The sequence below is a fragment of the Chloroflexota bacterium genome (genome assembly GCA_026389585.1).
Classification (GTDB): domain Bacteria; phylum Chloroflexota; class Dehalococcoidia; order UBA2247; family RBG-13-53-26; genus JAPLHP01.
The window spans coordinates 1-22,580 of sequence record JAPLHP010000085.1 but is presented as its reverse complement, the minus strand read 5'-3'; the positions used below and the strand labels follow the sequence as shown (position 1 = coordinate 22,580).

Annotated in this window: 15 protein-coding genes; 5 read left to right on the top strand and 10 right to left on the bottom strand. The window is 51.2% G+C overall.

The genetic code is table 11. The annotated features are described in order from the left end of the window. Positions 1-1,266: Ig-like domain-containing protein (locus NTZ04_07875; GenBank protein MCX5992221.1), on the top strand; the 1,266-nt coding region annotated here is incomplete at its 5' end. A 269-nt stretch (positions 1,267-1,535) separates the two neighbouring features. On the opposite strand, the gene NTZ04_07870 is transcribed toward NTZ04_07875, so the two are convergent. The 4 genes from NTZ04_07870 to mfd form a co-directional block, all read right to left on the bottom strand. Then, positions 1,536-2,147, bottom strand: a complete 612-nt coding sequence (locus tag NTZ04_07870; protein MCX5992220.1) for a hypothetical protein — start codon at positions 2,145-2,147, stop codon at positions 1,536-1,538. A gap of 36 nt (positions 2,148-2,183) precedes the next feature. Next, a complete protein-coding gene (locus NTZ04_07865) occupies positions 2,184-2,882 on the bottom strand; it encodes a hypothetical protein (GenBank protein MCX5992219.1) in 699 nt (232 codons plus the stop codon). A 43-nt stretch (positions 2,883-2,925) separates the two neighbouring features. Then, positions 2,926-3,681 carry an MBL fold metallo-hydrolase gene (locus NTZ04_07860; GenBank protein MCX5992218.1) on the bottom strand — a complete coding sequence of 252 codons (756 nt, stop codon included), beginning with the start codon at positions 3,679-3,681 and terminating at the stop codon, positions 2,926-2,928. A 153-nt stretch (positions 3,682-3,834) separates the two neighbouring features. Then, positions 3,835-6,708: a transcription-repair coupling factor gene (gene mfd / locus NTZ04_07855; protein MCX5992217.1), complete on the bottom strand. Its 2,874-nt coding sequence runs from the start codon at positions 6,706-6,708 to the stop codon at positions 3,835-3,837. A 647-nt stretch (positions 6,709-7,355) separates the two neighbouring features. Between mfd and ilvD the strand changes: the two genes are divergently transcribed. The 4 genes from ilvD to NTZ04_07835 all read left to right on the top strand — a co-directional run bounded on the left by ilvD (position 7,356) and on the right by NTZ04_07835 (position 12,013). Further along, positions 7,356-9,011 (top strand): dihydroxy-acid dehydratase, encoded by a 1,656-nt coding sequence (gene ilvD / locus NTZ04_07850; protein MCX5992216.1) that lies wholly within the window; start codon positions 7,356-7,358, stop codon positions 9,009-9,011. A 13-nt stretch (positions 9,012-9,024) separates the two neighbouring features. Further along, the gene (ilvB, locus tag NTZ04_07845; GenBank protein MCX5992215.1) at positions 9,025-10,743 is read left to right on the top strand and encodes a biosynthetic-type acetolactate synthase large subunit; all 1,719 of its coding nucleotides are present in this window, start codon (positions 9,025-9,027) and stop codon (positions 10,741-10,743) included. 59 nt (positions 10,744-10,802) lie between these two features. Continuing rightward, positions 10,803-11,297, top strand: a complete 495-nt coding sequence (gene ilvN, locus NTZ04_07840; GenBank protein ID MCX5992214.1) for an acetolactate synthase small subunit — start codon at positions 10,803-10,805, stop codon at positions 11,295-11,297. A 125-nt stretch (positions 11,298-11,422) separates the two neighbouring features. Further along, positions 11,423-12,013 (top strand): acyltransferase family protein, encoded by a 591-nt coding sequence (locus NTZ04_07835; protein ID MCX5992213.1) that lies wholly within the window; start codon positions 11,423-11,425, stop codon positions 12,011-12,013. 674 nt (positions 12,014-12,687) lie between these two features. Here NTZ04_07835 and NTZ04_07830 read toward each other — a convergent pair. The 6 genes from NTZ04_07830 to leuS form a co-directional block, all read right to left on the bottom strand. Then, positions 12,688-12,918 (bottom strand): helix-turn-helix transcriptional regulator, encoded by a 231-nt coding sequence (locus NTZ04_07830; protein MCX5992212.1) that lies wholly within the window; start codon positions 12,916-12,918, stop codon positions 12,688-12,690. Positions 12,919-13,000: 82 nt separating this feature from the next. After that, on the bottom strand, positions 13,001-14,776 hold the full coding sequence (polX, locus tag NTZ04_07825) for a DNA polymerase/3'-5' exonuclease PolX (GenBank protein MCX5992211.1): 1,776 nt from the start codon (positions 14,774-14,776) through the stop codon (positions 13,001-13,003). Further along, a complete protein-coding gene (secA, locus tag NTZ04_07820; GenBank protein MCX5992210.1) occupies positions 14,761-17,838 on the bottom strand; it encodes a preprotein translocase subunit SecA in 3,078 nt (1,025 codons plus the stop codon). Before secA ends, polX begins: the two co-directional genes overlap by 16 nt. A gap of 8 nt (positions 17,839-17,846) precedes the next feature. Continuing rightward, the gene (locus NTZ04_07815) at positions 17,847-18,800 is read right to left on the bottom strand and encodes a ribose-phosphate pyrophosphokinase (GenBank protein MCX5992209.1); all 954 of its coding nucleotides are present in this window, start codon (positions 18,798-18,800) and stop codon (positions 17,847-17,849) included. Between the two features lie 152 nt (positions 18,801-18,952). Beyond that, entirely contained in the window at positions 18,953-19,831 is an 879-nt protein-coding gene (locus NTZ04_07810) for an enoyl-CoA hydratase/isomerase family protein (GenBank protein MCX5992208.1), read from the bottom strand. A 104-nt stretch (positions 19,832-19,935) separates the two neighbouring features. Further along, complete coding sequence (leuS, locus tag NTZ04_07805; GenBank protein ID MCX5992207.1) at positions 19,936-22,392, bottom strand: leucine--tRNA ligase; 2,457 nt, start codon at positions 22,390-22,392, stop codon at positions 19,936-19,938. Positions 22,393-22,580: the final 188 nt, after the last annotated feature.

The window sequence follows — 22,580 nt, the reverse complement described above, 5'->3', positions numbered from 1 at the left end:
AGTCTGGCGCCAACACTGCAGTCGTCAGCCTTCTCCGACCCCGATGCCGGTGACACCCAGGCTGCCTCACAGTGGCAGATCACTGCGGCGGCAGGGAACTACTCCAGCCCGGTCTATGACAGCGGCACCGATGCTGCCCACCTCACCAGCATCGTGGTCCCATCGCTGAGGTACTCTACCACCTACTACTGGCGTGTGAGGTATCAGGATAATCACGGGACCTGGTCCGCCTGGTCCACCGAGACCCACTTCACTACTATTGCTGCTCCCAACCAGGCCCCCAGCCGGCCGGGCAACGTCTCCCCGGCAAACGGAGCCACCGGTGTCAGTCTGGCGCCAACACTGCAGTCGTCAGCCTTCTCCGACCCCGATGCCGGTGACACCCAGGCTGCCTCACAGTGGCAGATCACTGCGGCGGCAGGGAACTACTCCAGCCCGGTCTATGATAGCGGCACCGATGCCGCCCACCTCACCAGCATCGTGGTTCCATCGCTGAGCTACTCTACCACCTACTACTGGCATGTGAGGCATCAGGATAATCACGGGGATTGGTCCAGTTGGTCAGCAGAGACATCCTTCACCACTTTGGCAAGCACGTCGGTCACAGTGGACGTTACCACGGAGGGCGGCGCGGTAGAAGTAGAACATGGTCGAATCGTAGCCGAATTTCCGGCTGGTGCCGTTGCCACTACAACCACGGTGACCATCAAGCAGGTAGAGCCGTCTTCTGCCGCTGCGCCCAAGGGATTCAAGGTAGGCAATACCTTCTTCACTATCGAAGCCGTGGATGCTGATGGCAACGCCATTGTCACTTTCTCTCAGCCAGTGACCATCACTGTGAGATATTCAGATGAGGACGTAGCTGCGGCAGGAGGAGACCCTAGTAACCTGGTTCTTGCCTACTACGACGAAGCTGCTGCACAATGGAAGCCGCTTGATACCACGGTCAATACCACTAACCCTAAGTGCCACCACCAACCACTTCAGCACATGGGCAGTGCTGGCAAAGAGCCCCAGCGTAGGCCTTGCGGGGTGGATTTGGATTGTCGTCGGCATCGCTGGAGCCGCGGGAGCAGGTATTGTGGCCTACTTCCTTCGCAGGAGGCTCTTGCAGAAGGCCTAACGCAAAGACAAAGGCAAAGTTTCAAAAGGGTGGGCGGCGATGTCCACCCTTTCTTCTTGCCTCGGCGGCTCTGGATTGGCATTGAACTGTCAGCGAAAATGGGACACCTTGCAAACCCTTACGATGAGGATTTCAAAAGATAGGATATTACGCATGAGCAAAGCTAAGAGAAAAACTTGGGGACAGGACTTTTCAAATCACCTGCAGCAGGTGGCAGGATTTGAGCTGGTGAGCACCTGCTTGGGAAGCAAGTGCTCTACGTCTGGAGTATTTGCCAGCTAGCCGATGAGAGTGAACTCCTCCAAAGGCCTATTCTAATGGGCTTCTCTGCCTGAATACTGGAAACTCCGGTAGCATGGATGCGCTCTCCTGTCACAATCTGGATGATTGAATCCTTGCCTGGACTGGCCCATCAGCCCTCTTCAGTGTCTTCTGAAGGAATCGGGGACTTTCTTTTCTCTCTCTCCCTTTGTCGTTTTACTGAAGCTATAGGCTGGGTCTCTGCCTTCCTTTCCCGCGGCCACAGGAAAACGCGGTAGAAAAGCAGGACAACAAAGAGTATCAGAATGAAAGTTGTCATGGTAAACCAGGCGGGCGTACCTCTCGTCATGGTTAAGAGGGCTGCCCACCCTGCTATGCCGAAGCAGTAGAACATGACATAGGCTATATGAAGACTCCATAGATTCTCCCAGGCTCCTTCTATGCCCTTTTTCTCCTCCCCTACTTCGACAAACCTGCGGTAGTCTCCCAAACCCAACTCGACATCCATCAACGTGCTGGCTACTCTGGAATAGCGCACGGAAAGTACTCTCAGGGCATGGTTGGTGAAGAAGCCGAAAAGCGCTAACGACAGCCCAAAGGCAGCTATGTACCAGTAGATTAGGCCCTGCCATGCTATTATGGCCAGCAATGCTGCGAATACGACGGCCATGCTATTCGTCAGCCACAGACGCGAACTCTCCTGCTGCCTGGCCTGTAGCCAGTATTGTCCAAAAGCCACATAAGCACTTTCCTCACGGTTCATTTCCTACCCCCATCTATTATGATGCTGGAATCCCCGTTATCTCTTGCGGAAGAGGTCGAGGAATCTGTCTTCATATTCATCGAACAATCCCCATTGCCTCAGTTCCGCTTCCAGTTCAGATACTTTTGCCCTTTCGTTCATGGCTTCTCTAAATAGCTGTTCAATCAAATGTCTGGTGTGTCTGGGGATACCGCCGCTATCTATGTCCAGGAATCCTCTCACGCCCAGTTCCATCACGTTGCCGGTCAATGATCGCTGAGTTATATCGTGGATAAACTTCATCAGTGAAATATCCCATAGCTCATCAATGCCTTTGATTATTGTTGCCAGAGGATTCTGCTCTCTGTCTATTTTCTGGCTGATGTTGTGTGCCACTGCTTCCATGGGACTGGATAGCACATTAGTCTCTGCAGGTTCGTTTCTGTATCGGTACAGGAGGCCAGGCTCATGGAGGCCATAATTACGGATCAAGTAGTCAGCATATTCCTTTCCGTGTTCAAAGCCATTAAAAAGGTTCATCAGGTAATATGGAGTAATGATCTTCGGTCTTTCGGCAATGACCCTTCCTTCCCTGACTACTGTTTCTTCCTCTTTGCTCATTAGCTCAGTGTACACAGGCTGTGTGAGCAAGTAGTAATGGATATCTGTGGTACCGAAGGTGGCCAGGTTCTGCTGGGGAGGTCTTATTAACTCCGTGTGTTCGATAGCATATTTGATCCTATTATCTATTTCCATCTATCTTGGCCTCAAGCAAAATAAGCGTTGTTATCACAGTATGTCAAATCAGGAACTTGACTGCTCTGAAATTGTGCTCTACAAGCACCTTGCTTTCTATGATGCTGCCTGATTCGGTGGAGTGACCGGGGAGCAGGTATTCCACATCCAGGGCGGAAAGCTTCTCGATGCTTTGTTTGAGAATGGTAATGCTTCCGCCTGGGAAATCAGTTCTTCCCACACCTCCGTAGAAGATCAAATCGCCTGTTATGAGGACCTTTTTGTCCGGCCAGTAGATACTTATTGATCCTGGAGAATGTCCGGGTGTGTGCAAGATTTGCAGGTCTATCCTCTTTTCATCCCTGCCCAAACTCAGATCACCTTCCGTCAGGTAGATAAATGGTTCAAGTTTGGCCATTTTCATACCGAACATGCCAAACATTCTTTCTCCCACTGTCCGGTAGTATTCCTCCTCTTCTCTGGAAAGGGCAGTAAGCGCCTGGCTCACTTTCCCCTTTCTTTCCTTCAGTGCGCTTTTCTGAACTACAGCTTCTGTCGCCTGGCAATGATCGGGATGAGTATGGGTGTTGATGATGAGACCAATGTCTTCCATATTGAATCCATCCTGCTGCATCACAGCCGTAAGAGAATCAAAGCAACGTTCTCCCGCCTCATTAACCGTAAATCCTGGATCGACAATGACATGTGGTCGGTCTCCCCGCAGGACATTGGCGAACAGATAGGTATTGGCATTGTTTCCTCTGCCCTGCCAGATGTAGCAGGCCAGACCATCAACCAGTTTTATCGATCTGTGTAGCATATTGAGCATGTTCATTGTTCCGGGTTCTGGCCTTGAAGCTATCTACAGTATAGCCTAAAAGGGAGCACGGGTGAACCATGCCCCATCGGGTTTGAACAGGCATCGCTATGATCCATCCCGGGGTACTGCTGTGACCCCGATATAGATTGCCTCTCAACCAGCCACGCTTACCACCACATCTTCCAGAACCTTCTGCCATTTGTTGCCCAGGAGGCGCATATCTAATTGCACTTGAGTAGGACCTGCCTTGATTCCTTGTTGGGCCTGTCCTATCCTCCCTGGGTCAACCCTGATTCCTTCCCTGAACCTTATCACTATATGACCCTCTTCTTTGGAGATGGATTGTACCCCAGCCTGGGCAGCTATGGCTTTGATCTTCACCAAATAGAGCAGGTTTCTCAATGGCGCTGGTAGCTTCCCAAACCTGTCCTTTAATTCATTCTCCAGTTCTTGTATCTCGTTGACTGACGTCATTTTAGCCATTCTCCGGTAAAGGGGCAGCCGTGTAGTGAGGTCAGCTACGTAGCTCTCGGGGATATATGCGGAAAGGGGTAGCTCCATGGTGGGCAAAATGGCGGGGGATGCCTTCACTGCATCTCCAGTTTCCCCTGACTGCTTTTCTTTTAGCTCTGTCACTGCCTCTGACAGCAGATGACAATAGAGATCGAAGCCGACGGCAGCAATGTGCCCACTCTGCTCTGCCCCGAGCAGGTTGCCTGCCCCTCGAATCTCCAGGTCCTTTATCGCTATTTGAAAACCGGCCCCTAGTTCGCTGGCCTCGAAGATTGTCTGAAGCCTTTTCTCTGCTGCTGGAGTTAAATGCTTACCTTTGTTGTACAGGAAGTAAGCGTAGGCACGGTTGTTGCCCCTGCCGATCCTGCCGCGCAACTGATATAGTTGTGACAGCCCCAGCTTGTCTGCTTCATTGATAATAAGAGTGTTCACATTGGGTATGTCCAGGCCTGATTCAATGATGGTGGTACAGGCTAGGACATCAATCTTGCCCTCATAGAAATTGAGCATGGCCTTCTCTAATTCCTCTTCATTCATTTGCCCATGAGCAATAGCTATCTCAGCCCCTGGTACAAGCTCCCTCAGTTTGTGGGCAATGCGAGTGATGCTTTGGACTCGGTTGTGCACGAAGAAGACCTGGCCGCTGCGTTCCAGCTCGCGGACTATTGCCTCTCGGATCAGTGTCTCATTGTATTCGGCTACATAGGTTTTGATGGGTAACCGTGCCTCTGGAGGGGTCTCCAGAGTGCTCATATCCCGAACACCTACCAACGACATGTGAAGAGTGCGAGGGATCGGAGTTGCAGTCAGGGTAATTATATCCACCTCTTTTCGTAGCTGCTTGAGGAACTCTTTATGGGCTACACCGAATCTCTGCTCCTCATCGATAATGACCAGCCCCAGATCCTTGAAGGCCACGTCCTTTTGCAGTAGACGATGGGTACCAATGCAGATGTCAACGCTGCCGTTCTTCAGACCTTCGATGACAGCTTGCTGTTCCTTGTCAGAGCGGAACCGACTGATCATTTCTACTTTTATGGGGAAGGCGGCTAATCTCTGCATAAAAGTGGCAAGGTGCTGCTGTGCCAGCACGGTTGTGGGTACTAATACGGCTACTTGTTTCGCATCCATTACAGCCTTAAAGGATGCTCTGAGGGCGATTTCTGTCTTGCCATAACCTACGTCACCGCAGACTAGCCGGTCCATGGGCTTAGGTTGCTCCATATCCTCCTTAACTTGTTCCACTGCCTCCATTTGGGCAGGAGTCTCCGTGTAGGGGAAAGAAGCTTCTAGTTCCTGCTGCCATGGTGTGTCAGGCGAAAAAGCGAATCCGGGAGCTACTCCTCTTACAGCGTAGAGGTCGAGCAGATCCTGAGCCATTTCTTTGGCTGATTCCTTAACCCTCTGTTTAGCTCGTGACCATTCCATGGTGCCCAGGCGGCTCAGGGAAAGAGGTTTTCCTACTGAACCGACGTAGCGGCTGACGCGGTCAGCCTGGTCAATCGGGACGTAGAGCATATCACCAGAGGCATATTCCAGTGTCAGATATTCCCGCTCTATATTGTCCAGGAGCAGCTTCTTCATGCCGATGAAACGGGCGATGCCATGGTCGATGTGTACTACATGATCTCCCGGGGATGACACGGAAAGAATGTCTTTGCTTTGTGCCGGCCGTGGCTTCATTGTCCGTGGTTGCTTGACAAAGCCGAAAATCTCAGCATCGCTAAACACAGCCAGATCATGCCCCATTATCCAGCCTTCAGGGAGGAAGCCTTGGATCAGAGTGATAGAGCCTTCTGCAGGCGGGTGCTCGATCTGGTTAAGAGGAGAGGCGATGATATCTTCTTCCTGGAAGAGCTCGCTGAGTCTGGCCGCTTGTTGTGAGACAATGACCACTCGATAACCTTTCCGAATCAGGTCCCCTGTCTCTGTAATGAAAGGCTTTACTTGACCGGCATAGTTGAGAGGAGACTTAAAAGCTATCGGATCGTTATCGCTGTTTTCATTGGACCACCGGTTTAGAACCAGGCGCTGCTTTACACTCTCAAGCTTGGTTCTTAACTCCGGGCAGGTAATATAAGACACCGGTGAATCCTGTGGGAGTTCACCTTTTTCTATCAATAACCCCTGCTCCTGGCTTGCCTGCAAATCCAATTCGTTGATAGAAGCCTCTATCTCCCCGGGAGCAGCTAGAATGATGAGAGAATCGGGTGTTAGGTAACTTATCAGTGTATCCGTGCTTGGCCAGGCAGCTTCTTGACCAGGTATGAGTTCTATGGATGGCACCGGTTTCAATGAGCGTTGTGTCTGGGGATCAAAAAGACGGATGCTCTCTACTCGGTTGCCTAAGAATTCGATTCTGGCTGGCAATTGGCTATTGGGTGGGTAAACATCGACGATGCCACCACGGTGGCTCATGGTGCCGGGTGTTTCTACCAGGGGAGCTCTCTGGTATCCCATGCTGCTCCATCTGTTCAGGAGATCGAAGGGATTTGTCTCTGTACCTTGTTTCACAACGTGACTGGCGGCCGAAAAATCACTGTACGGGGTAGTCTTTCGTACTAAGGCGGCAGCGGAACTGACGATCAGTAGAAGCTGACTGCCAGGATTGGATTTGCTCTTGGCTGCGATTAGGCTGGTTAGGACTTGTAGCCTCTGTTGCTCATTAAAAGGATCTGTAGCCAGTCGTTCGTATGGCAAAGCATCTGGTTTTGGAAACAGGAGGATTTGAGATCTGCTACTGTGCCAGACAAGGAGCTGTTCATAGAAGCTCTTCGCATCCTCGGTCGTTGGCACTACCACTAATATTGGTACCCTCAGCTCTTCATGCAGAGCTGCCACCAGATATGGCTGGGCAAAGCGAGGCACTGTTGTTGCATGCTCACCCGTTCTCTCGCCGATTTCATGAATCAAGAGGCGATAAGCTGGTATCTCATTGACGAGAGGGGTCAGACAGGATAGGTTAATAGATACTCTCCAAATACCTCCAGGGCTAGCTCAGAGAGACTAGCCCTGTCAAAACACAGTATATTTCAACTTAAATTCTACTTTGGAATCCTGGGAGAGGCAAACTGGCGACTGGGAACTTTGCAAACCAATGACATTACGTTATCATAGTAGCCACGCTTAGAAGGCCATATGCCTTAAAGGGGTGAAGGAGTATGAAGAGCGATATCATCAAGCGAGGTATTGAGCGCGCTGGGCACCGTGCTTTGCTGCGAGCCCTGGGGTGCACAGAGAGGGAGTTGAGCCAGCCCTTTATTGGTATTGTGAACAGCTTCAGTGAAATTGTTCCTGGGCATGTTCACCTGCGCAGCATTGCTGAGGCAGTGAAAAGCGGGGTAAGACAGGCTGGTGGGACCCCCTTCGAAGTCAATACCATCGCCGTTTGTGATGGTATTGCCATGAATCATCCTGGTATGAGATTCAGCTTGCCGAGTCGTGAGCTTATCGCTGATTCAGTGGAGATTTTGGCCCAGGCACATGCCTTTGATGCCTTGGTGTTTATCCCAAACTGTGACAAGATCATCCCGGGGATGCTTATGGCGGCGGTGAGGCTGAATATTCCCTCAATCTTTGTCAGCGGTGGGCCTATGATGGTCGGTAGGTTGGGGACCCAGGCTGTTGACCTTAATTCGGTGTTCGTGGCGGTGGGCAAGGTGGCCCAAAAAAAGATGACTCGTGCAGAGCTAGTGGAATTGGAGAAGATAGCTTGTCCTGGCTGCGGCAGTTGTGCGGGAATGTTCACGGCTAACACAATGAACTGCCTCACTGAGGCCCTGGGGATGGCTCTTGCAGGCAATGGCACGATACCAGCTGTAGATGCAAGGCGGATTTGCTTGGCGAAAGAAACAGGAATAAGGATTATGGAGCTTCTGCATGAGGACATTCATCCGCTCCACATTGTGACCAAGGACTCCATGTACAATGCTTTTGTGGTAGATACGGCACTGGGTGGTAGCACCAATTCTATCCTCCATCTTATGGCTATCGCCCATGAGGCTGGAGTTGAGTTTCCTCTATCACTAATCAATGATGTCAGTGGGAGAACCCCCCATCTTTGCAAGCTCAGCCCAGCGGGAGATTATCACATTGAGGATCTTGACCTTGCCGGTGGTATCCCTGCGCTAATGAAAGAATTAGCCAGTATACTTGAAGCGGGGGTAAGCAGGGTTTCGGGGATGTCTCTCGCTGAGGAAATTGCAGGCGCCAAGAACAAGAATAAAGACATTATCCGTCCCATTTCTAAGCCATACTCCGCCAAGGGGGGACTCTCTGTACTTTTCGGCAACTTGGCTCCTGAAGGTGCGGTGGTGAAGAGTGCCGCTGTGGCACTAGAGATGCTCTCTCATCGCGGGCCAGCCAGGGTATTTGACTCTGAGGAGGAGGCTACAGGGGCTATCATGAAACGAAGTATTAAGGCAGGTGAGGTGGTGGTTGTCCGCTACGAGGGGCCAAAGGGAGGTCCGGGGATGCCGGAGATGCTGACGCCCACCTCGCTCCTGAGTGGTATGGGCATGGATAAGGAGGTGGCCCTTATCACCGATGGGCGCTTCTCCGGAGCCACTAGAGGAGCGGCTATTGGGCACGTTTCACCGGAGGCGGCATCTCGGGGACCTATTGCTGCTATCCGTGACGGTGATATAATACGCATAAATATTCCCGAGCATAAGCTGGATGTGGAGCTATCTAAAGCTGAGATAAAGAGACGGCTGGCAAAACTGGCTCCTTTCAAACCGAAGGTAACCACGGGCTATTTGAAACGTTATTCGGAGAAGGTGAGCTCAGCAAGCACAGGGGCAATCTTTATCTCATAGAGTGGGAGAAATAATGAATCTGACAGGTGCTCAAATTGTCTTTGAAAGTCTGATAAGAGAGGGAGTGGAGGTTATCTTTGGCTTCCCGGGTGGTAAAGTTCTGCCTTTCTACGATACATTACCCCAATATCCGCAGATCCGGCATGTGTTGGTTCGCCACGAGCAGGGGGCTGCTCATGCTGCAGATGGATATGCCAGGGCTACGGGTAAAGCAGGTGTATGTTGTGCCACTTCAGGGCCTGGCGCTACCAATCTGGTGACCGGAATTGCCAATGCGCAGCTCGACTCTTCTCCGGTAGTAGCCATAACAGGGCAGGTGTCCAGATCGGACATCGGTAAGGATGCTTTCCAGGAGATAGATATTACTGGCATCACTTTGCCTATCACCAAGCACAACTACGTTGTCATGAGCGCTGCTGATCTGGCCGGAGTCTTCAAGGAGGCCTTTTATATTGCCACTACTGGAAGACCGGGTCCAGTGCTTATTGACATACCATCGGATGTTTTTACTGAGCGGGCTGAGTTTCACTATCCTGCCAAGGCGGATCTTCCCGGCTACAAGCCGATCCTGCGAGGGCATCCGGCCCAGATCAGGAAGGCGGCTCGTCTCATGAGCGAAGCCGAGCGTCCTCTGATTATCTCTGGCAGGGGCACCATAATCTCTGGAGCGTATGAGGAGCTCAAGGAACTGGCCGAGAAGGCCCAGATACCGGTTATCACTACCTTATTGGGTATTAGCTCCTTTCCTGAGAATCACATGCTCAGTCTGGGTATGTTGGGGATGCATGGCATGGCCTATGCTAACATGGCGGTGGATGAGGCTGACCTTATTGTGGCGATTGGCATGAGGTTTGACGACCGGGCTACCATGAAGGTGAGCGCCTTTGCCTCCAAGGCGCGCATCATCCATATCGATATTGATCCAGCCGAAATCGGGAAGAACATAAGCGTGGATGTCCCTATTGTGGGAGATGTGAAGAATATACTCAGGGAATTGAACAAGGAGGTGGTGGTTCAGACCCACATTGACTGGATTAGACAGGTGGAGCAGTGGCGGCAGGAGCATCCCTCAACAGTGATTAAAGAGGGCGATAACCTTCTTCCGCAGTATGTCGTTCGTAGCATCTGCGAAGTAACTGATGGTGATGCTATCATTGTTACTGGTGTGGGGCAACACCAGATGTGGTCGGCGCAGCATTTCTGTTTTAAGAAGCCTAATAGCCTGATCTCGTCAGGAGGTTTGGGAACAATGGGTTTTGAGCTGCCAGCAGCCATAGGAGTCAAGATTGGCTGCCCGGACAAAACAGTCTGGTGCATGGCTGGTGATGGTAGTCTGCAGATGACCATACAGGAACTAGCAACTGCGGCTCAGGAGAAAACCGCCATCAAGATAGCCGTATTCAACAACGGTTACCTGGGGTTAGTAAGACAGTGGCAGGAGCTTTTCTATGGCCGTCGCTACGTAGCGACACCTTTGTCCGGCCCTGACTTTGTGAAGATAGCCGATGCCTATGGCATCCCAGGCATGAGGGTGCAGAAGAGGATTGAAGTGATTCCGGCAATTCAGAGAGCCATGGAGTACCCCGGACCCTTCCTTATCGATTTCATGATTGAGCCTGAGGAAAACGTGTACCCCATGGTACCTCCGGGGGCGGCTTTCTGTGATCAGATCGAGTGCTCTAAGCCTGAGAAGGAGGCAGTGGCTCCCGTTACTAATCGTGGTGGTGTGTGACTCGTGTCTCAATCTGAGTATATCTTAGACCTGTTCGATATCTGAAGGGGGAAATCTCAATGACCTCTGGAAAACATGTTTTAATTGCCTTGGTTGCTGACAAGCCTGGAGTACTCAATCGAGTGGCCAGTCTCTTCCGCCGGCGTGGCTTCAATATTGAAAGCATTGCCGTGGGGCATACCGAGAAGGAAGGGATCTCTCGGATGACCATTGTAATCGATGGTGATCCAGCCATGGTGGAGCAGGTGAGGAAGCAGCTCGACAAGGTAATCGATGTGCACAAGATATACGATATTACTCAAGACAGCAGAGTGGATAGAGAGATGGCATTGATCAAGGTGAAGGCAACGCCAGCCAATCGCAGTGAGATCATTCAGATTGTGGATATCTTCAGGGCTAATATTGTGGATGTTGCCTCCGATTCCCTGATTGTTGAGGTCACTGGGGATGAAGACAAGTTAAGCTCTCTGTTTAGACTGCTTAGCAGTTTTGGCATCAAGGAGATAGCTCGCACCGGAAGACTGGCAATGAGCCGGGGTATTGTCTCATCCTAAAGAACAATGGTGGCATTTGTGTTCAACGCAAAAGGTCTTGTACAGGTGAATCAGCCCTTGCTGGCAGCGAGCTGAGCTTATCCTGGTTTTCTGATCTATGATTGCACTTCAGAATACGCTACTGCATGAAAGTGACATCCTCGAGTAACCGCCTATACCACGGGTTTGACTACCTACGGGCTATCATGATAGCGGCAGTAGTAGCTATTCATACGGCGCTATTCCAGAAACCGAGTGAGTTCGACATAAACACATATAACTTCTCGCATTACCATGTGACAATCTTCAACGTAGTACATTTCAACTTTCTGTCTCTAGCAGTCCCAGTCTTTTTCTTGGTGTCGCTATTCCTGTTTGGAGTCAGGGGGGGCAATCGGGCATATTTTACTGGGCGCATTGAAAGACTGGTTTACTTGTATTTTTTCTGGGTGGCACTCTGGGGTCTTCACTTTGGTGGGTTTACGGCCCTGGCCAGCTATGTCCGGCACATGGACATCAAGGGTGTGATTCAGTGGATAGTGACTGGTGACTACTCAGTTCACTACTTCCTTTTCTCTCTGATCCTGTTAACCTGCGCTTTCTATTTCTGCCGCAAGCTTCCGAAATCTGCCCTTTGGCTACTGCTGGGCGGCTCGCTATTGATTATAGTGGTCGTGCCAGTAGTCGTAATGAACGAACCCCGATTTCCATCCTCGACGCATATTGGAATCCCATGAATTTTCTCCCGTACATCTTCATTGCCGCCTTGGTGTCACGCAAAGGTGATGATGGCGATGGTTGGTTCTCGTCCCTCTCGTTCAAGGCCCTTGTTGCGGTGATTCTAGTCCTGACAATTGTTGCGGCCGTTTGTGAATGGCACTGGTTACCAAACCAGAACCACTTTACATACAATGGAGGTTGTGCCATTCCGGCGTACACACGACTGTCCATTGTGGGAGCCACCTCGGTTGTCTTCCTGTTGTCATTCTACATCAGGCGTCCTTCTTGGCGTTGGGTCGGGTTCCTAGCAGACTACTCGCTGGGCATATACTGCCTTCATTTTTTCGTAATCTCACTCTATCAGCAATTGTTTGGCACTCCTGTACCATTTCCTCAGCACCTGGCCGAGTTTGCCTTTGTTTTGGCTGCTAGTGCCATACTAGCATTCTTTGCTCGGCGTGCTTTCAGCAAGCGTCTAATATAGCTCCAACTTCTGAGTCTACTTAGTCCATGTCAGCGCTTGGGTGTTGTGTGCGCATTTGGGCAGTCAATTTCTGGTGGAGATTTAGTGGGTTTTCGGGTTTGCTTAACACATCTGCTAGGACATATCTGTGCGTGGTTAGCTTTGTAAATTTGCTTTTGGGAGGAGTTTCGCAACTAGCTACAAGAAGAGCTTTTGGGGGCTCTATTTTCAGATAGAGTCAGAGGGAGTTGCCTTGTAGTCAAAACCGGCTCTCTCGGCAACAATAGCAAGCAGGGTAGATGAGGTACCCCGAGGCTTGTACATCCCTGTCTCCCACTCACTGATGGTCTGCTGCCGAGTTCCCAGTTCATCGGCTAGCTCCTGTTGGGTTAAACCCAGGTGTCGCCGCAGGGCGCGGATGTGATCAGCATCCCAGCCTTTTTGTTTCCTCTGCTTCATGGCTATGTATGTTAGGCTGTGAAATGTATCCAGGTCAACAAGACAATAATTCTGTGGTATTACATGGATTAGTAAAGAATTCCTAGCAGTGCTTTAGAGAGGCCAGCACCTCTTCTGCCGACAGTGTGTTTAATAGATGCTGCATCTCACACCAGCCACGGCGGGCTATGCCCACACCGAAGCGCATATAGTGCAGATGCTCAGTGCTATGGGCGTCGGTGCCTAAGGCCAGCTTCACTCCCAGCTCTCTGGCTCTAAAGATATGGATATCCTTGAGGTCGAGGCGATCCGGCATGGCGTTGATTTCCAGGACTGTACCGGTTTGGGCTGCAGTACGGAAGATGGCCTCCATGTCCAGGGCGACTGGCTCTCTCTCCCCCAACAGCCGACAAGTAAGATGAGCTATCATGTCCACATGGGGATTCACCATCGCTTGAAGAATTCTTCGGGTCATTCTCTCTTGATCTTGTCCCATGGATGAATGTACTGCAGCAGTTACCACATCGAGCTCCTTGAGAATATCGTCAGAAAGGTCAAGTCTCCCGTCAGCACGGATGTCCACCTCGATGCCAGTGAGAATACGAATATCTCTCAGTCCCTCGTTGAGCTTCTTTATTTCTGCTACCTGCTCTCTCACTCTCTCCTCGTTCAAGCCATGGGCAATCCCTCGGCCTCTGGAATGGTCAGTGATTGCTATGTATTGGTAACCCAGAGCACGAGCTGCTAAGGCCATGGCTTTCAATGAACCATTCCCATCGCTCCAGTCGGTATGAACATGAAGATCTCCCTTTATGTCTGAAAGCTCCAATAACCTGGGGATGGTGTTATCTTTTGCTCTTTCTATCTCCTGTTGTCCCTCCCGCAACTCTGGGGGAATATACTGGAGCCCCAGACGGTGATAGAATTCCTCTTCAGTGACAAACTTCTCTAACCTTCCGTCTCGCAGATTAGTGATACCGTATTCACTCAACTTTAATCCCTGCCGCTGGCCCCTTTCTCTGAGAGCGATATTATGCTGCTTGCTGCCAGTGAAATATTGGAGCATGGAGCCGAAGGCATCATGCTCCAATATCCGTAGGTCTACCTGAAGATCTCTATTGGTAACTACGCTTGCCTTTGTGCCACCTTTGGCCAGCACCTCCTTCACTTGAGGCAGGCTGATGAAAGCATCGCTGACTGCGTCAGCATCCTCAGCGGTACCCAGGAGGTCGATGTCCCCTATTGTATCTTTGAAACGACGCAGACTCCCTGCTGGGGTAAGATTCCGTACGTGGGTGCGTTGCTGAAGGGACGTCATGATATCTTCAGCCAGCGAAAGAGCTATGCCAATGGGAATACGCTGCTCTTTGTTGCGCATTGACTGAAGGTGACGCAGGATGTTCTCGGCGGTCTTTTCACCCAGGCGGGACAGTCCAGTTACTCTTCCATCGATGATGGCAGTTTCCAACTCCTCCAGAGATCTTATTCCCAACTCCGTGGAAAGCCGCATCGCGGTTTTTGGCCCGATGCCTGGTACCTGGAGCAGCGACATAATTCCTTTGGGGAATTCGGCCCGCAGGTTTTCGTAGTATGTGAGGTGCCCGGTAGTCAATAGCTCAGTGATCTTCTTCTCGATAGCTTCGCCGATTCCAGGGACTTCCCTCAATCCACCTTTTTTCATAAGCTGCTCCAACTCTACTGGCAGATGTTCGATGGAGCGGACAGCTTTCTGGTAAGCTCTGACCTTGAAAAGACTCTCGCCTTTGAGCTCAAGGAGATCAGCGATATCTTGAAACACTTTGGCAACTTCGCTGTTCTTCATAATTGTTTTGGATAATGGGTAGTTGTGGGTGGTGCGGCAATCTATTTGCCGCAGCACTTCTTGTACTTCTTGCCGCTACCGCAGGGACAAGGATCATTGCGTCCTGTTCTTTTGTCGTCAGGAACTGCGTTGCGTTTGCTAGCTGTTGCCTGTTGTGCAGACTCTTTCTTCACAATATCCACGTGGTAGAAGGTGTGTACTATGTCATGCTGAACATTGGCCAGCAGGCTCTGGAACATGGCGTGGCCTTCCTTCTTATAGGCTACCAGTGGATCGCTTTGTCCGACGGCCTGTAGCCCAATCCCCTGGCGCATGTGATCCATCATAGTCAGATGCTCTGTCCACAGGTTGTCCAGAACACGCAGCATCACCAGACGCTCCAGTATACGCATGTTCTGCTCGCCAACTTCCTGTTCCTTGTTTTCATAAAGGGACTTTGCATGTTCAACCAGTCTTGACTCGATTTCCTCTGGGCGTATCTGAGAGAGTGTTTGGCTATTCAATTCGGGTGGTAGAGGCATGATGGGCTTCACGTCTTCCAGTAGGCCTTCTATGCTGGGCTGTTCTTCACCGGCATGAGCTGCTACTAATCTGCCAAGTTCATCTTGGATCATGGATTGAATATTGGCTTTGAGGTCAGTGTTGCTGAGGATACCTTTTCGTTCGCTGTAAATCACTTCTCGATGTTTGTTCACAACGTCATCGTAATCCACCAGATGCTTGCGGACTTCAAAATGGTAACCCTCGACCTTGACCTGAGAGCTTTCGATCGCCCTGTTTACCAGCGAGTGCTCGATGGGAACATCTTCCCCAATGCCTGCCCACTCCATGAAGCCTTTAACCCTGTCACCACCAAAGCGGCGTACTACATCATCCTCGAGGGACACGTAGAAGCGCGAGCTTCCCGGGTCTCCCTGACGACCCGAACGGCCACGGAGTTGGTTGTCGATGCGTCTGGCCTCGTGCTTCTCCGTACCGATAACGTGAAGCCCGCCGAGGTTCATGACCTGCCTATGATTGTTAAGCCAATCGAGGAACCGTTTTCTTTGTTCTAATAGGACTTCGGCAATAGTCCGCTTGCCTTGCTTTGCCTTTTCTCTGGCATCTATCAGGGATCTAATCTCCTGAAGGATAGAGGGCTTTTCAGCTTTAGAGAGATAGGCCTTCAACTCTTCATAGATTTCGTCAGCCTGTGAGTCAATTAGGTATTGATATTTCTCAAGGCTTGCCTTTAGTATCTGTTCCTGCTGATCAATTTCTCTGGTTATTTCAGACAACTTTGCATTATCCGGTTCATTCGAGGCCTCCTGATAATCGCGCAGTTTTTGCAGTCTTTGTCTTATTGTCTCCTCTTGAAGGCTTATGGCATTTCTTGTTTGGGTTAGGTTCTCTTGAATGGCCTCTTCCCAACCCTTAAAGACCTGTTGTTCTTTAAGGAGAATGACTCCCTGATCGATGAACTCCGCAGTTTCTTTTAGGATGTAGTCGTTTATTTCCTCATACGGTTTGTAGTCTGGCGGCTCACCGCCAAGGATGATATCGACACCTCGTCCTGCCATATTGGTGGCTACTGTCACCGCCCCGAGCTTTCCTGCCTGGGCAATAATGGAAGCTTCCTTCTCATGGAGCTTGGCGTTTAGTACCTGATGGGGTATTCCTCTCCGCTGCAGCAATCCGCTGAGGAGTTCTGATTTCTCAATAGAGGTGGTGCCTATCAGCACCGGCCGCTGCTCGGCGTGGAATTTCTCTATCTCATTGCATACGGCTTTGAACTTGGCTTCCTCGGCCTTGTATATTTGATCAGTGTAGTCATCGCGAATCATTTCTTTGTTCGTGGGAATGGCCACCACTTCGAGTTTGTAGATCTTGTCCAACTCCTCAGCCTCGGTAGCTGCCGTCCCGGTCATCCCAGCCAGTTTCTCATAAAGACGGAAGTAGTTCTGGAAGGTAATAGTCGCCAGAGTCACACTCTCTCTCTGTACCTTCACCCTTTCTTTGGCTTCGATGGCCTGGTGCAGTCCCTCGGAGTATCTTCGTCCTGGCATCAAGCGTCCGGTGAACTCATCGACGATGACAACCTCTGGCCCATCCTTCCCCTTAGTTACGACGTAGTCCTTGTCCCTCCTGAAGAGAACATGAGCTTTGAGGGCGCTTTCCAGGTAATGCGTAAGAGCATAATTACTGGGATCGTAAAGATCTGGAGATTTGAGCAAGCCTTCCTGTTTAAGTAATCTCTCTATCTTAGCTATGCCGTTATCCGTAATGGAAACTGCGCGCAGTTTCTCGTCTACGGTGTAGTCTGTTTCCTTCAGCATCTGAGGGACAAGGCGAGCGAAGGTGGCATATTTTTGTGCTGATTCCTCGGCCGCACCGCTGATAATAAGGGGAGTACGGGATTCATCAATGAGGATATAATCTACCTCGTCCACTATGGCGTAGTGTAAGGTGCGCTGCACGCACTGAGAGAGGTCTATCACCATGTTGTCGCGCAGGTAATCGAAGCCGAACTCGTTGTTAGTACCGTAGGTGATATCAGCCTCGTAGGCCTGGCGGCGGGAGGCAGGTCGCAGATGACGCCATCTCGGATCTCTCGAGTCGTAGTCGGGGTCATAAACGTAAGATGAAGCCTGGGGACTGGCAGGGTCTTGATGTACGATGCTGGCTACGCTCATCCCAAGAGCATGGTAGATAGGTCCCATCCACTGGCAGTCACGCTTTGCCAGGTAATCGTTCACAGTAACCAGATGGCTTCCTTCACCAGTAATGGAATTGAGGTATAAGGGCAAAGTGGCAACTAGTGTCTTACCTTCGCCCGTCTTCATCTCGGCGATTTTCCCCTGATGGAGAACCATGCCTCCCATTAGCTGCACATCGAAGTGGCGCTGCCTTATCGTGCGATTCGCAGCCTCTCTCACAGCAGCAAAGGCCTCCGGGAGGAGTTCGTCTAGCCTATTGCTCTCTTGATAACGGGCCCTGAATTCGTCAGTCTTAGCCCGTAGCTCGGCGCTGCTGAGTTGTTCTAATTCAGGCTCCAGGGCATTTATCTTATCTACAAGGGATTGCAGCCGCTGAAGCGCTCTCTCATTGGAGTCAACCAGACTGCCCAACCACTTGAGCATGTTTCCTCTTACTCTTCGAACTTTTCGAACAGCGCGCCCATGGAGAGCCCGGTGTGGATGCGGTGGATGGCCTCTCCCAAGATAGGAGCCACTGATAGAATGGTGATTTTCTTCAACTTCTTATTCCCAGTGACAGGGAGAGTGTCTGTAACGACTACTTCCTTCACCGGGCAGGATTGGATATTCTCCACGGCCAGTCCAGATAGAACGGGATGAGTGCAGCAGGCATAGACTTCCTTGGCACCATGTTGTTGCAGGGCGGCTACTGCACCAACAAGTGATCCAGCTGTATCTATCTCATCATCCACGGTAAGGGCACACCTTCCCTTCACATCACCAATAACGTTTAGGGTATCGGATTTACCCGTATTGCCCACCCTTCTCTTCTCAATAATGGCCAGTGGGGCATCCAGCCTCTCTGCCAGATCGCGCGCCCGTTTGGAAATCCCAATGTCGGTGGCTACCACAACTAAGTTGTCCATCCCTTTTTTCCTGAAGTGGCGGCTGAGGAGGTGGAGGGCGGTAAGCTCGTCTACGGGAATCTGGAAAAAGCCCTGAATCTGCCCAGCGTGCAAATCTACAGTGAGCAATCGATTAGCCCCGGCCACAGTGATGAGGTCGGCCACCAGCCTTGCCGTTATGGGGACGCGAGGCTGATCCTTTTTGTCGGTGCGTCCATAGCCATAGTAGGGAACGACAGCGGTAATCCTGCCCGCTGAGGCACGCTTCACGGCATCGAGCATAATTAGAAGCTCCATCAAGCTCTTGTTTACCGGGGAGCAGATTGGCTGAACTACGAAAACGTCTCTTTCCCTCACGCTTTCCAGGAGGCGAACGAAGATGTTCTCATTACTGAACTCAGAGATCTCAGCTTTCCCCAAAGGTGTGCCAAGATAGTCGCATATCCCTTGGGCTAGAGCAGGATGAGCATTGCCGCTGAATACCCTCAGTTCGTCAATCATTACGCCTCCTCTGAAGCTAGTTCTCGACAGCCCAGTATAACACAGTGGCTTTCAGCCCAACAATTGGTCAAAAATGGAGAGACTTCGTGAATTCACGAAGTCTCTCTCCGATAGCTTTCTTTTGGAAGCTATGTCAGGCTGGCGCGTTCTCCTTACACCAGTCCCTTATAGCGTTCGTCTCTCTTATGGAAGGCCTCTTTAGCGCTGCCCTTGTCTCTCCTCTCCTTGAAGAAGTTGTATTCGTCATCCTCCCACCTCACGTTGGTGAACAGAGTATGCGAGATGTACGCTGGAATGAAGTCACTGATCAAACCTATTCTATCGTAGATAAGGTGACGGGTGGCCTTGCCAATAGCAATACCGTCACGGGGTAGAAGAGTCATGGCCTTGGCGTACTTCATGGTCTCCTCATCCAGCTTATCTGCCGGGACGGCCTTATTCACCAACCCGATTGCGGCGGCTTCCTTGCCGGTTATTACCTTCCCGGTAAGCAGGAGTTCGAGGGCTCTTTTCATACCCACATGATAGATCAGATGTGTTATGCCAAGCACACCGCTGCCGGAGAACCCCAATCTTTGCTCAGTAAGTCCCAGTTGGGCATCTTCAGATGCCACCGCCAAGTCGCACAGCAGAGGGAAGTAGATTCCTCCACCGATGCACCAGCCGTGAAGCTGGGCAATGGTTATCTTGGGATTGAGAAATACGTGCATCATATTGTCATCCATGCCCATCTTGTCATACTTCAGCCTTATTCTCTGGCTGGGACGACGCTCCCCCTCCTTCCCTGTGCCCATACCATAAAGGAAGCCCACCTTGGTGAGGTCATGACCGACGGTGAAGGCTTTCCCTGAGCCCTTGAGAATGATTACTTTCACGTCATCGTCATCGGCGGCCTGATCAAAGGCATCCCAAACCTCCCGCGCATCCTCGCCACGGCCCAACCACTGAAAAGCATTCATCTTCTCTGGCTTGTTCAGAGTGATCGTGGCGATATGGTCCTTTGCTTCATAGATGATGTACTTGTAACTCATATTCCTCCTTCGGCTAGAATTTACAATAAGGCCCTGCGACTATAGTACAGCATTCTGCCTATTGTTTCCTTTAGAAAACCAGTACTCTATGGATAAATCCTCGTCTACCGGACTACCAGGTTCATTAACTTTTGCGGCACATAGATTACGCTGGTTACTTGCTTTCCCTCCAAGAGAGCTTTTATCCGTGGTTGCGAAAAGGCTAGCTCTCTGGCTTCGGTCTCAGTGATAGAGACAGGGGCGTTGATCTTGTCTCTGAGTTTACCGTTGACCTGGATAACCAGGATAAACTGTTCTTCAGCAGTCAAATCCTTATCCCAAATTGGGAAGGGCTGATGGTGAATGCTATAGGGATGACCCGCCCTGCCCCAAAGCTCTTCAGTCAGGTGAGGGGCTGTAGGGGCGAGGAGAAGGAGTAGGGCATTAATGGCTTCCTGCCATGATGAGACATCAACCGATTTATCTGCCAATACCTTTGCCAGGTAGTTGGTGAACTCCATTAAGTATGCCAGCATGGTGTTGTAGCGAAATCTTTCCAGGTCTTCGGTAACCCTCTTGATTGTCTTGTGTGTTCTGTGGCGTAATTCCTTAACAGCCCCAGTGTCGACTGCCTCTGTAGGTAAGGGTGTTTCCTCTCCTTGCAGCACCAGGTTCCATACTCGATTCAACCAGCGGCTCATGCCGCTGATGCCGCTGTCGTCCCATTCCCCCCCCTGTTCCCAGGGTCCGACAAACATGAGGTAAGCACGAACCGTGTCAGCTCCCAAATCGGATACATAGTCGTCAGGGTTTACAACGTTGCCTCGAGACTTACTCATCTTATGCTTTTGGGCGATGATGGTCCCTTGATTAAAGAGGCGGACAAACGGTTCATCGAAATCCACTAGGCCAAGGTCTTGAATTGCCTTGATGAAGAAGCGGGCATAGAAGAGGTGCATCACTGCGTGCTCAGCGCCGCCTGTGTACTGGTCCACCGGCAGCCAGTACTTTACCTTCTCTGGATCGAAGGCGCTACGGTCATAATGAGGGCTGGCATAGCGAAGGAAGTACCACGATGAACACATGAAGGTATCCATGGTATCCGTCTCGCGTTGCGCTGGCGCTTTGCACTGCGGGCAAGACGTTTCTACGAACGATTTGCAGTACTTCAGAGGAGACTCCCCGGTCGGTTTGAAATCGGCGTCCGGCGGCAGAAGCACTGGCAGATTCTCCTCAGGCACTGGAACTATGCCACAGCGGTCACAGTAGACCATCGGAATCGGCGCGCCCCAGTAGCGCTGGCGGGAGATAAGCCAATCACGGAGGTGATAGGTTATGGTACGTTTGCCATACCCTTTCTGCTCTATGAAATTAGTTATTGCCTCCATGGCTTTTTCGCTGGGCATCCCATTGAATTGGCCGGAATTGGCCATGGTGCCCGGGTCCACGTAGGCTTCTGCCAGTTCCCCGCCGGACCATCCTGGCGGCGCGATTACGGTCCTTATCGGTATTCCAAAGTTTTTGGCAAACTCGAAATCTCGCGTGTCATGTGCGGGCACGGCCATCACGGCACCAGTGCCATAGCTGAGCAGTACATAGTCGGCAATCCAGATGGGAACTCGCTCGCCGTTCAGTCTGTTCGTGGCGTGGGCTCCTGTGAAGACGCCGGTCTTCTCTTTCTCGGTGGAAAGACGTTCGATATCTGTCTGGCGTCTAGACGCGGTGATGTACTCCTCCACCTTTGCCCTGCGCTCCGGCGTGGTTAACTTCCTCACGAGAGGATGCTCCGGGGCTAGAACCATGAAGGTGACGCCGAGTATGGTATCAGGCCTTGTGGTGAAGATGCAGATTTCCTTTTCCTCAACCCCAGGGTAGTCCAAGCCGAAAGAGATATCTACTCCTTCGCTGCGCCCCACCCAGTTCTTCTGCATGATCTTGATTCGTTCGGGCCATTGCAGTGTGGAGTGGTACATGAGTTCATCGGCGTAGCGGGTGATGCGGAGGAACCACTGCTCTCTGTCTTCTCTGGTCACTGCTGTGCTGCACCGTTCGCACTTGCCTCCCTCGACCACCTGTTCGTTCGCCAGCACCGTCTGGCAACTGGGACACCAGTTGACTGGTGCCTTGGCCCGATAGACCAGGCCGCCCTTATATAGGCGGAGGAAGAACCATTGTGTCCACTTGTAGTACTCTGGGACGCAGGTAATGACCTCCCTGCCCCAGTCATAACATGATCCCATAGTCTTCAACTGGCGACGCATGGTGTCAATATTCTGCATGGTCCAGTTGAGGGGATGGATATGTCTCTTGATAGCGGCGTTCTCTGCCGGCAGGCCGAAGGCATCGAAGCCCATGGGGTGGAGGACGTTGTAGCCCTGCATTCGCTTGAAGCGGGCGTGAGCATCGGAGGGGGCCATGGCGTACCAGTGCCCAATATGGAGATCCCCTGAGGTATAGGGGAACATGGTCAGTGCATACCACTTGGGGCGACTAGTATCTTCGGTTACTTCGTAGATTCGGTCATCGGCCCATTTGTTTTGCCACTTGGACTCGATTTCCTGGGGGTTGTATTTGGGTATCATTCTTTCTTCGGTTAAGTTTACCAGAAAGTGGAGTCATTTGGAAAGGATCGAATTGCCTCATCTAAAATGTAACCGAAGGGATGGTGGTTGACTCATGTAAAAGGTAACCGAAATGGGGGAGAATTGGGCTAGCTTAAGTGGTGAAGGAGATGAAAGCTAGCCAATGGATATTAGAGCACGGAAGGAGT

Excerpts from the sequence above, each read along its gene's own strand:
- ilvB (MCX5992215.1), top strand. The coding sequence starts at position 9,025 with ATGAATCTGACAGGTGCTCAAATTGTCTTTGAAAGTCTGATAAGAGAG.
- ilvD (MCX5992216.1), top strand. The coding sequence starts at position 7,356 with ATGAAGAGCGATATCATCAAGCGAGGTATTGAGCGCGCTGGGCACCGT.
- NTZ04_07870 (MCX5992220.1), bottom strand. The coding sequence starts at position 2,147 with ATGAACCGTGAGGAAAGTGCTTATGTGGCTTTTGGACAATACTGGCTA.
- ilvN (MCX5992214.1), top strand. The coding sequence starts at position 10,803 with ATGACCTCTGGAAAACATGTTTTAATTGCCTTGGTTGCTGACAAGCCT.
- NTZ04_07830 (MCX5992212.1), bottom strand. The coding sequence starts at position 12,918 with ATGAAGCAGAGGAAACAAAAAGGCTGGGATGCTGATCACATCCGCGCC.
- NTZ04_07835 (MCX5992213.1), top strand. The coding sequence starts at position 11,423 with ATGAAAGTGACATCCTCGAGTAACCGCCTATACCACGGGTTTGACTAC.
- secA (MCX5992210.1), bottom strand. The coding sequence starts at position 17,838 with ATGCTCAAGTGGTTGGGCAGTCTGGTTGACTCCAATGAGAGAGCGCTT.
- NTZ04_07810 (MCX5992208.1), bottom strand. The coding sequence starts at position 19,831 with ATGAGTTACAAGTACATCATCTATGAAGCAAAGGACCATATCGCCACG.
- NTZ04_07860 (MCX5992218.1), bottom strand. The coding sequence starts at position 3,681 with ATGCTACACAGATCGATAAAACTGGTTGATGGTCTGGCCTGCTACATC.
- leuS (MCX5992207.1), bottom strand. The coding sequence starts at position 22,392 with ATGATACCCAAATACAACCCCCAGGAAATCGAGTCCAAGTGGCAAAAC.
- NTZ04_07865 (MCX5992219.1), bottom strand. The coding sequence starts at position 2,882 with ATGGAAATAGATAATAGGATCAAATATGCTATCGAACACACGGAGTTA.
- NTZ04_07815 (MCX5992209.1), bottom strand. The coding sequence starts at position 18,800 with ATGATTGACGAACTGAGGGTATTCAGCGGCAATGCTCATCCTGCTCTA.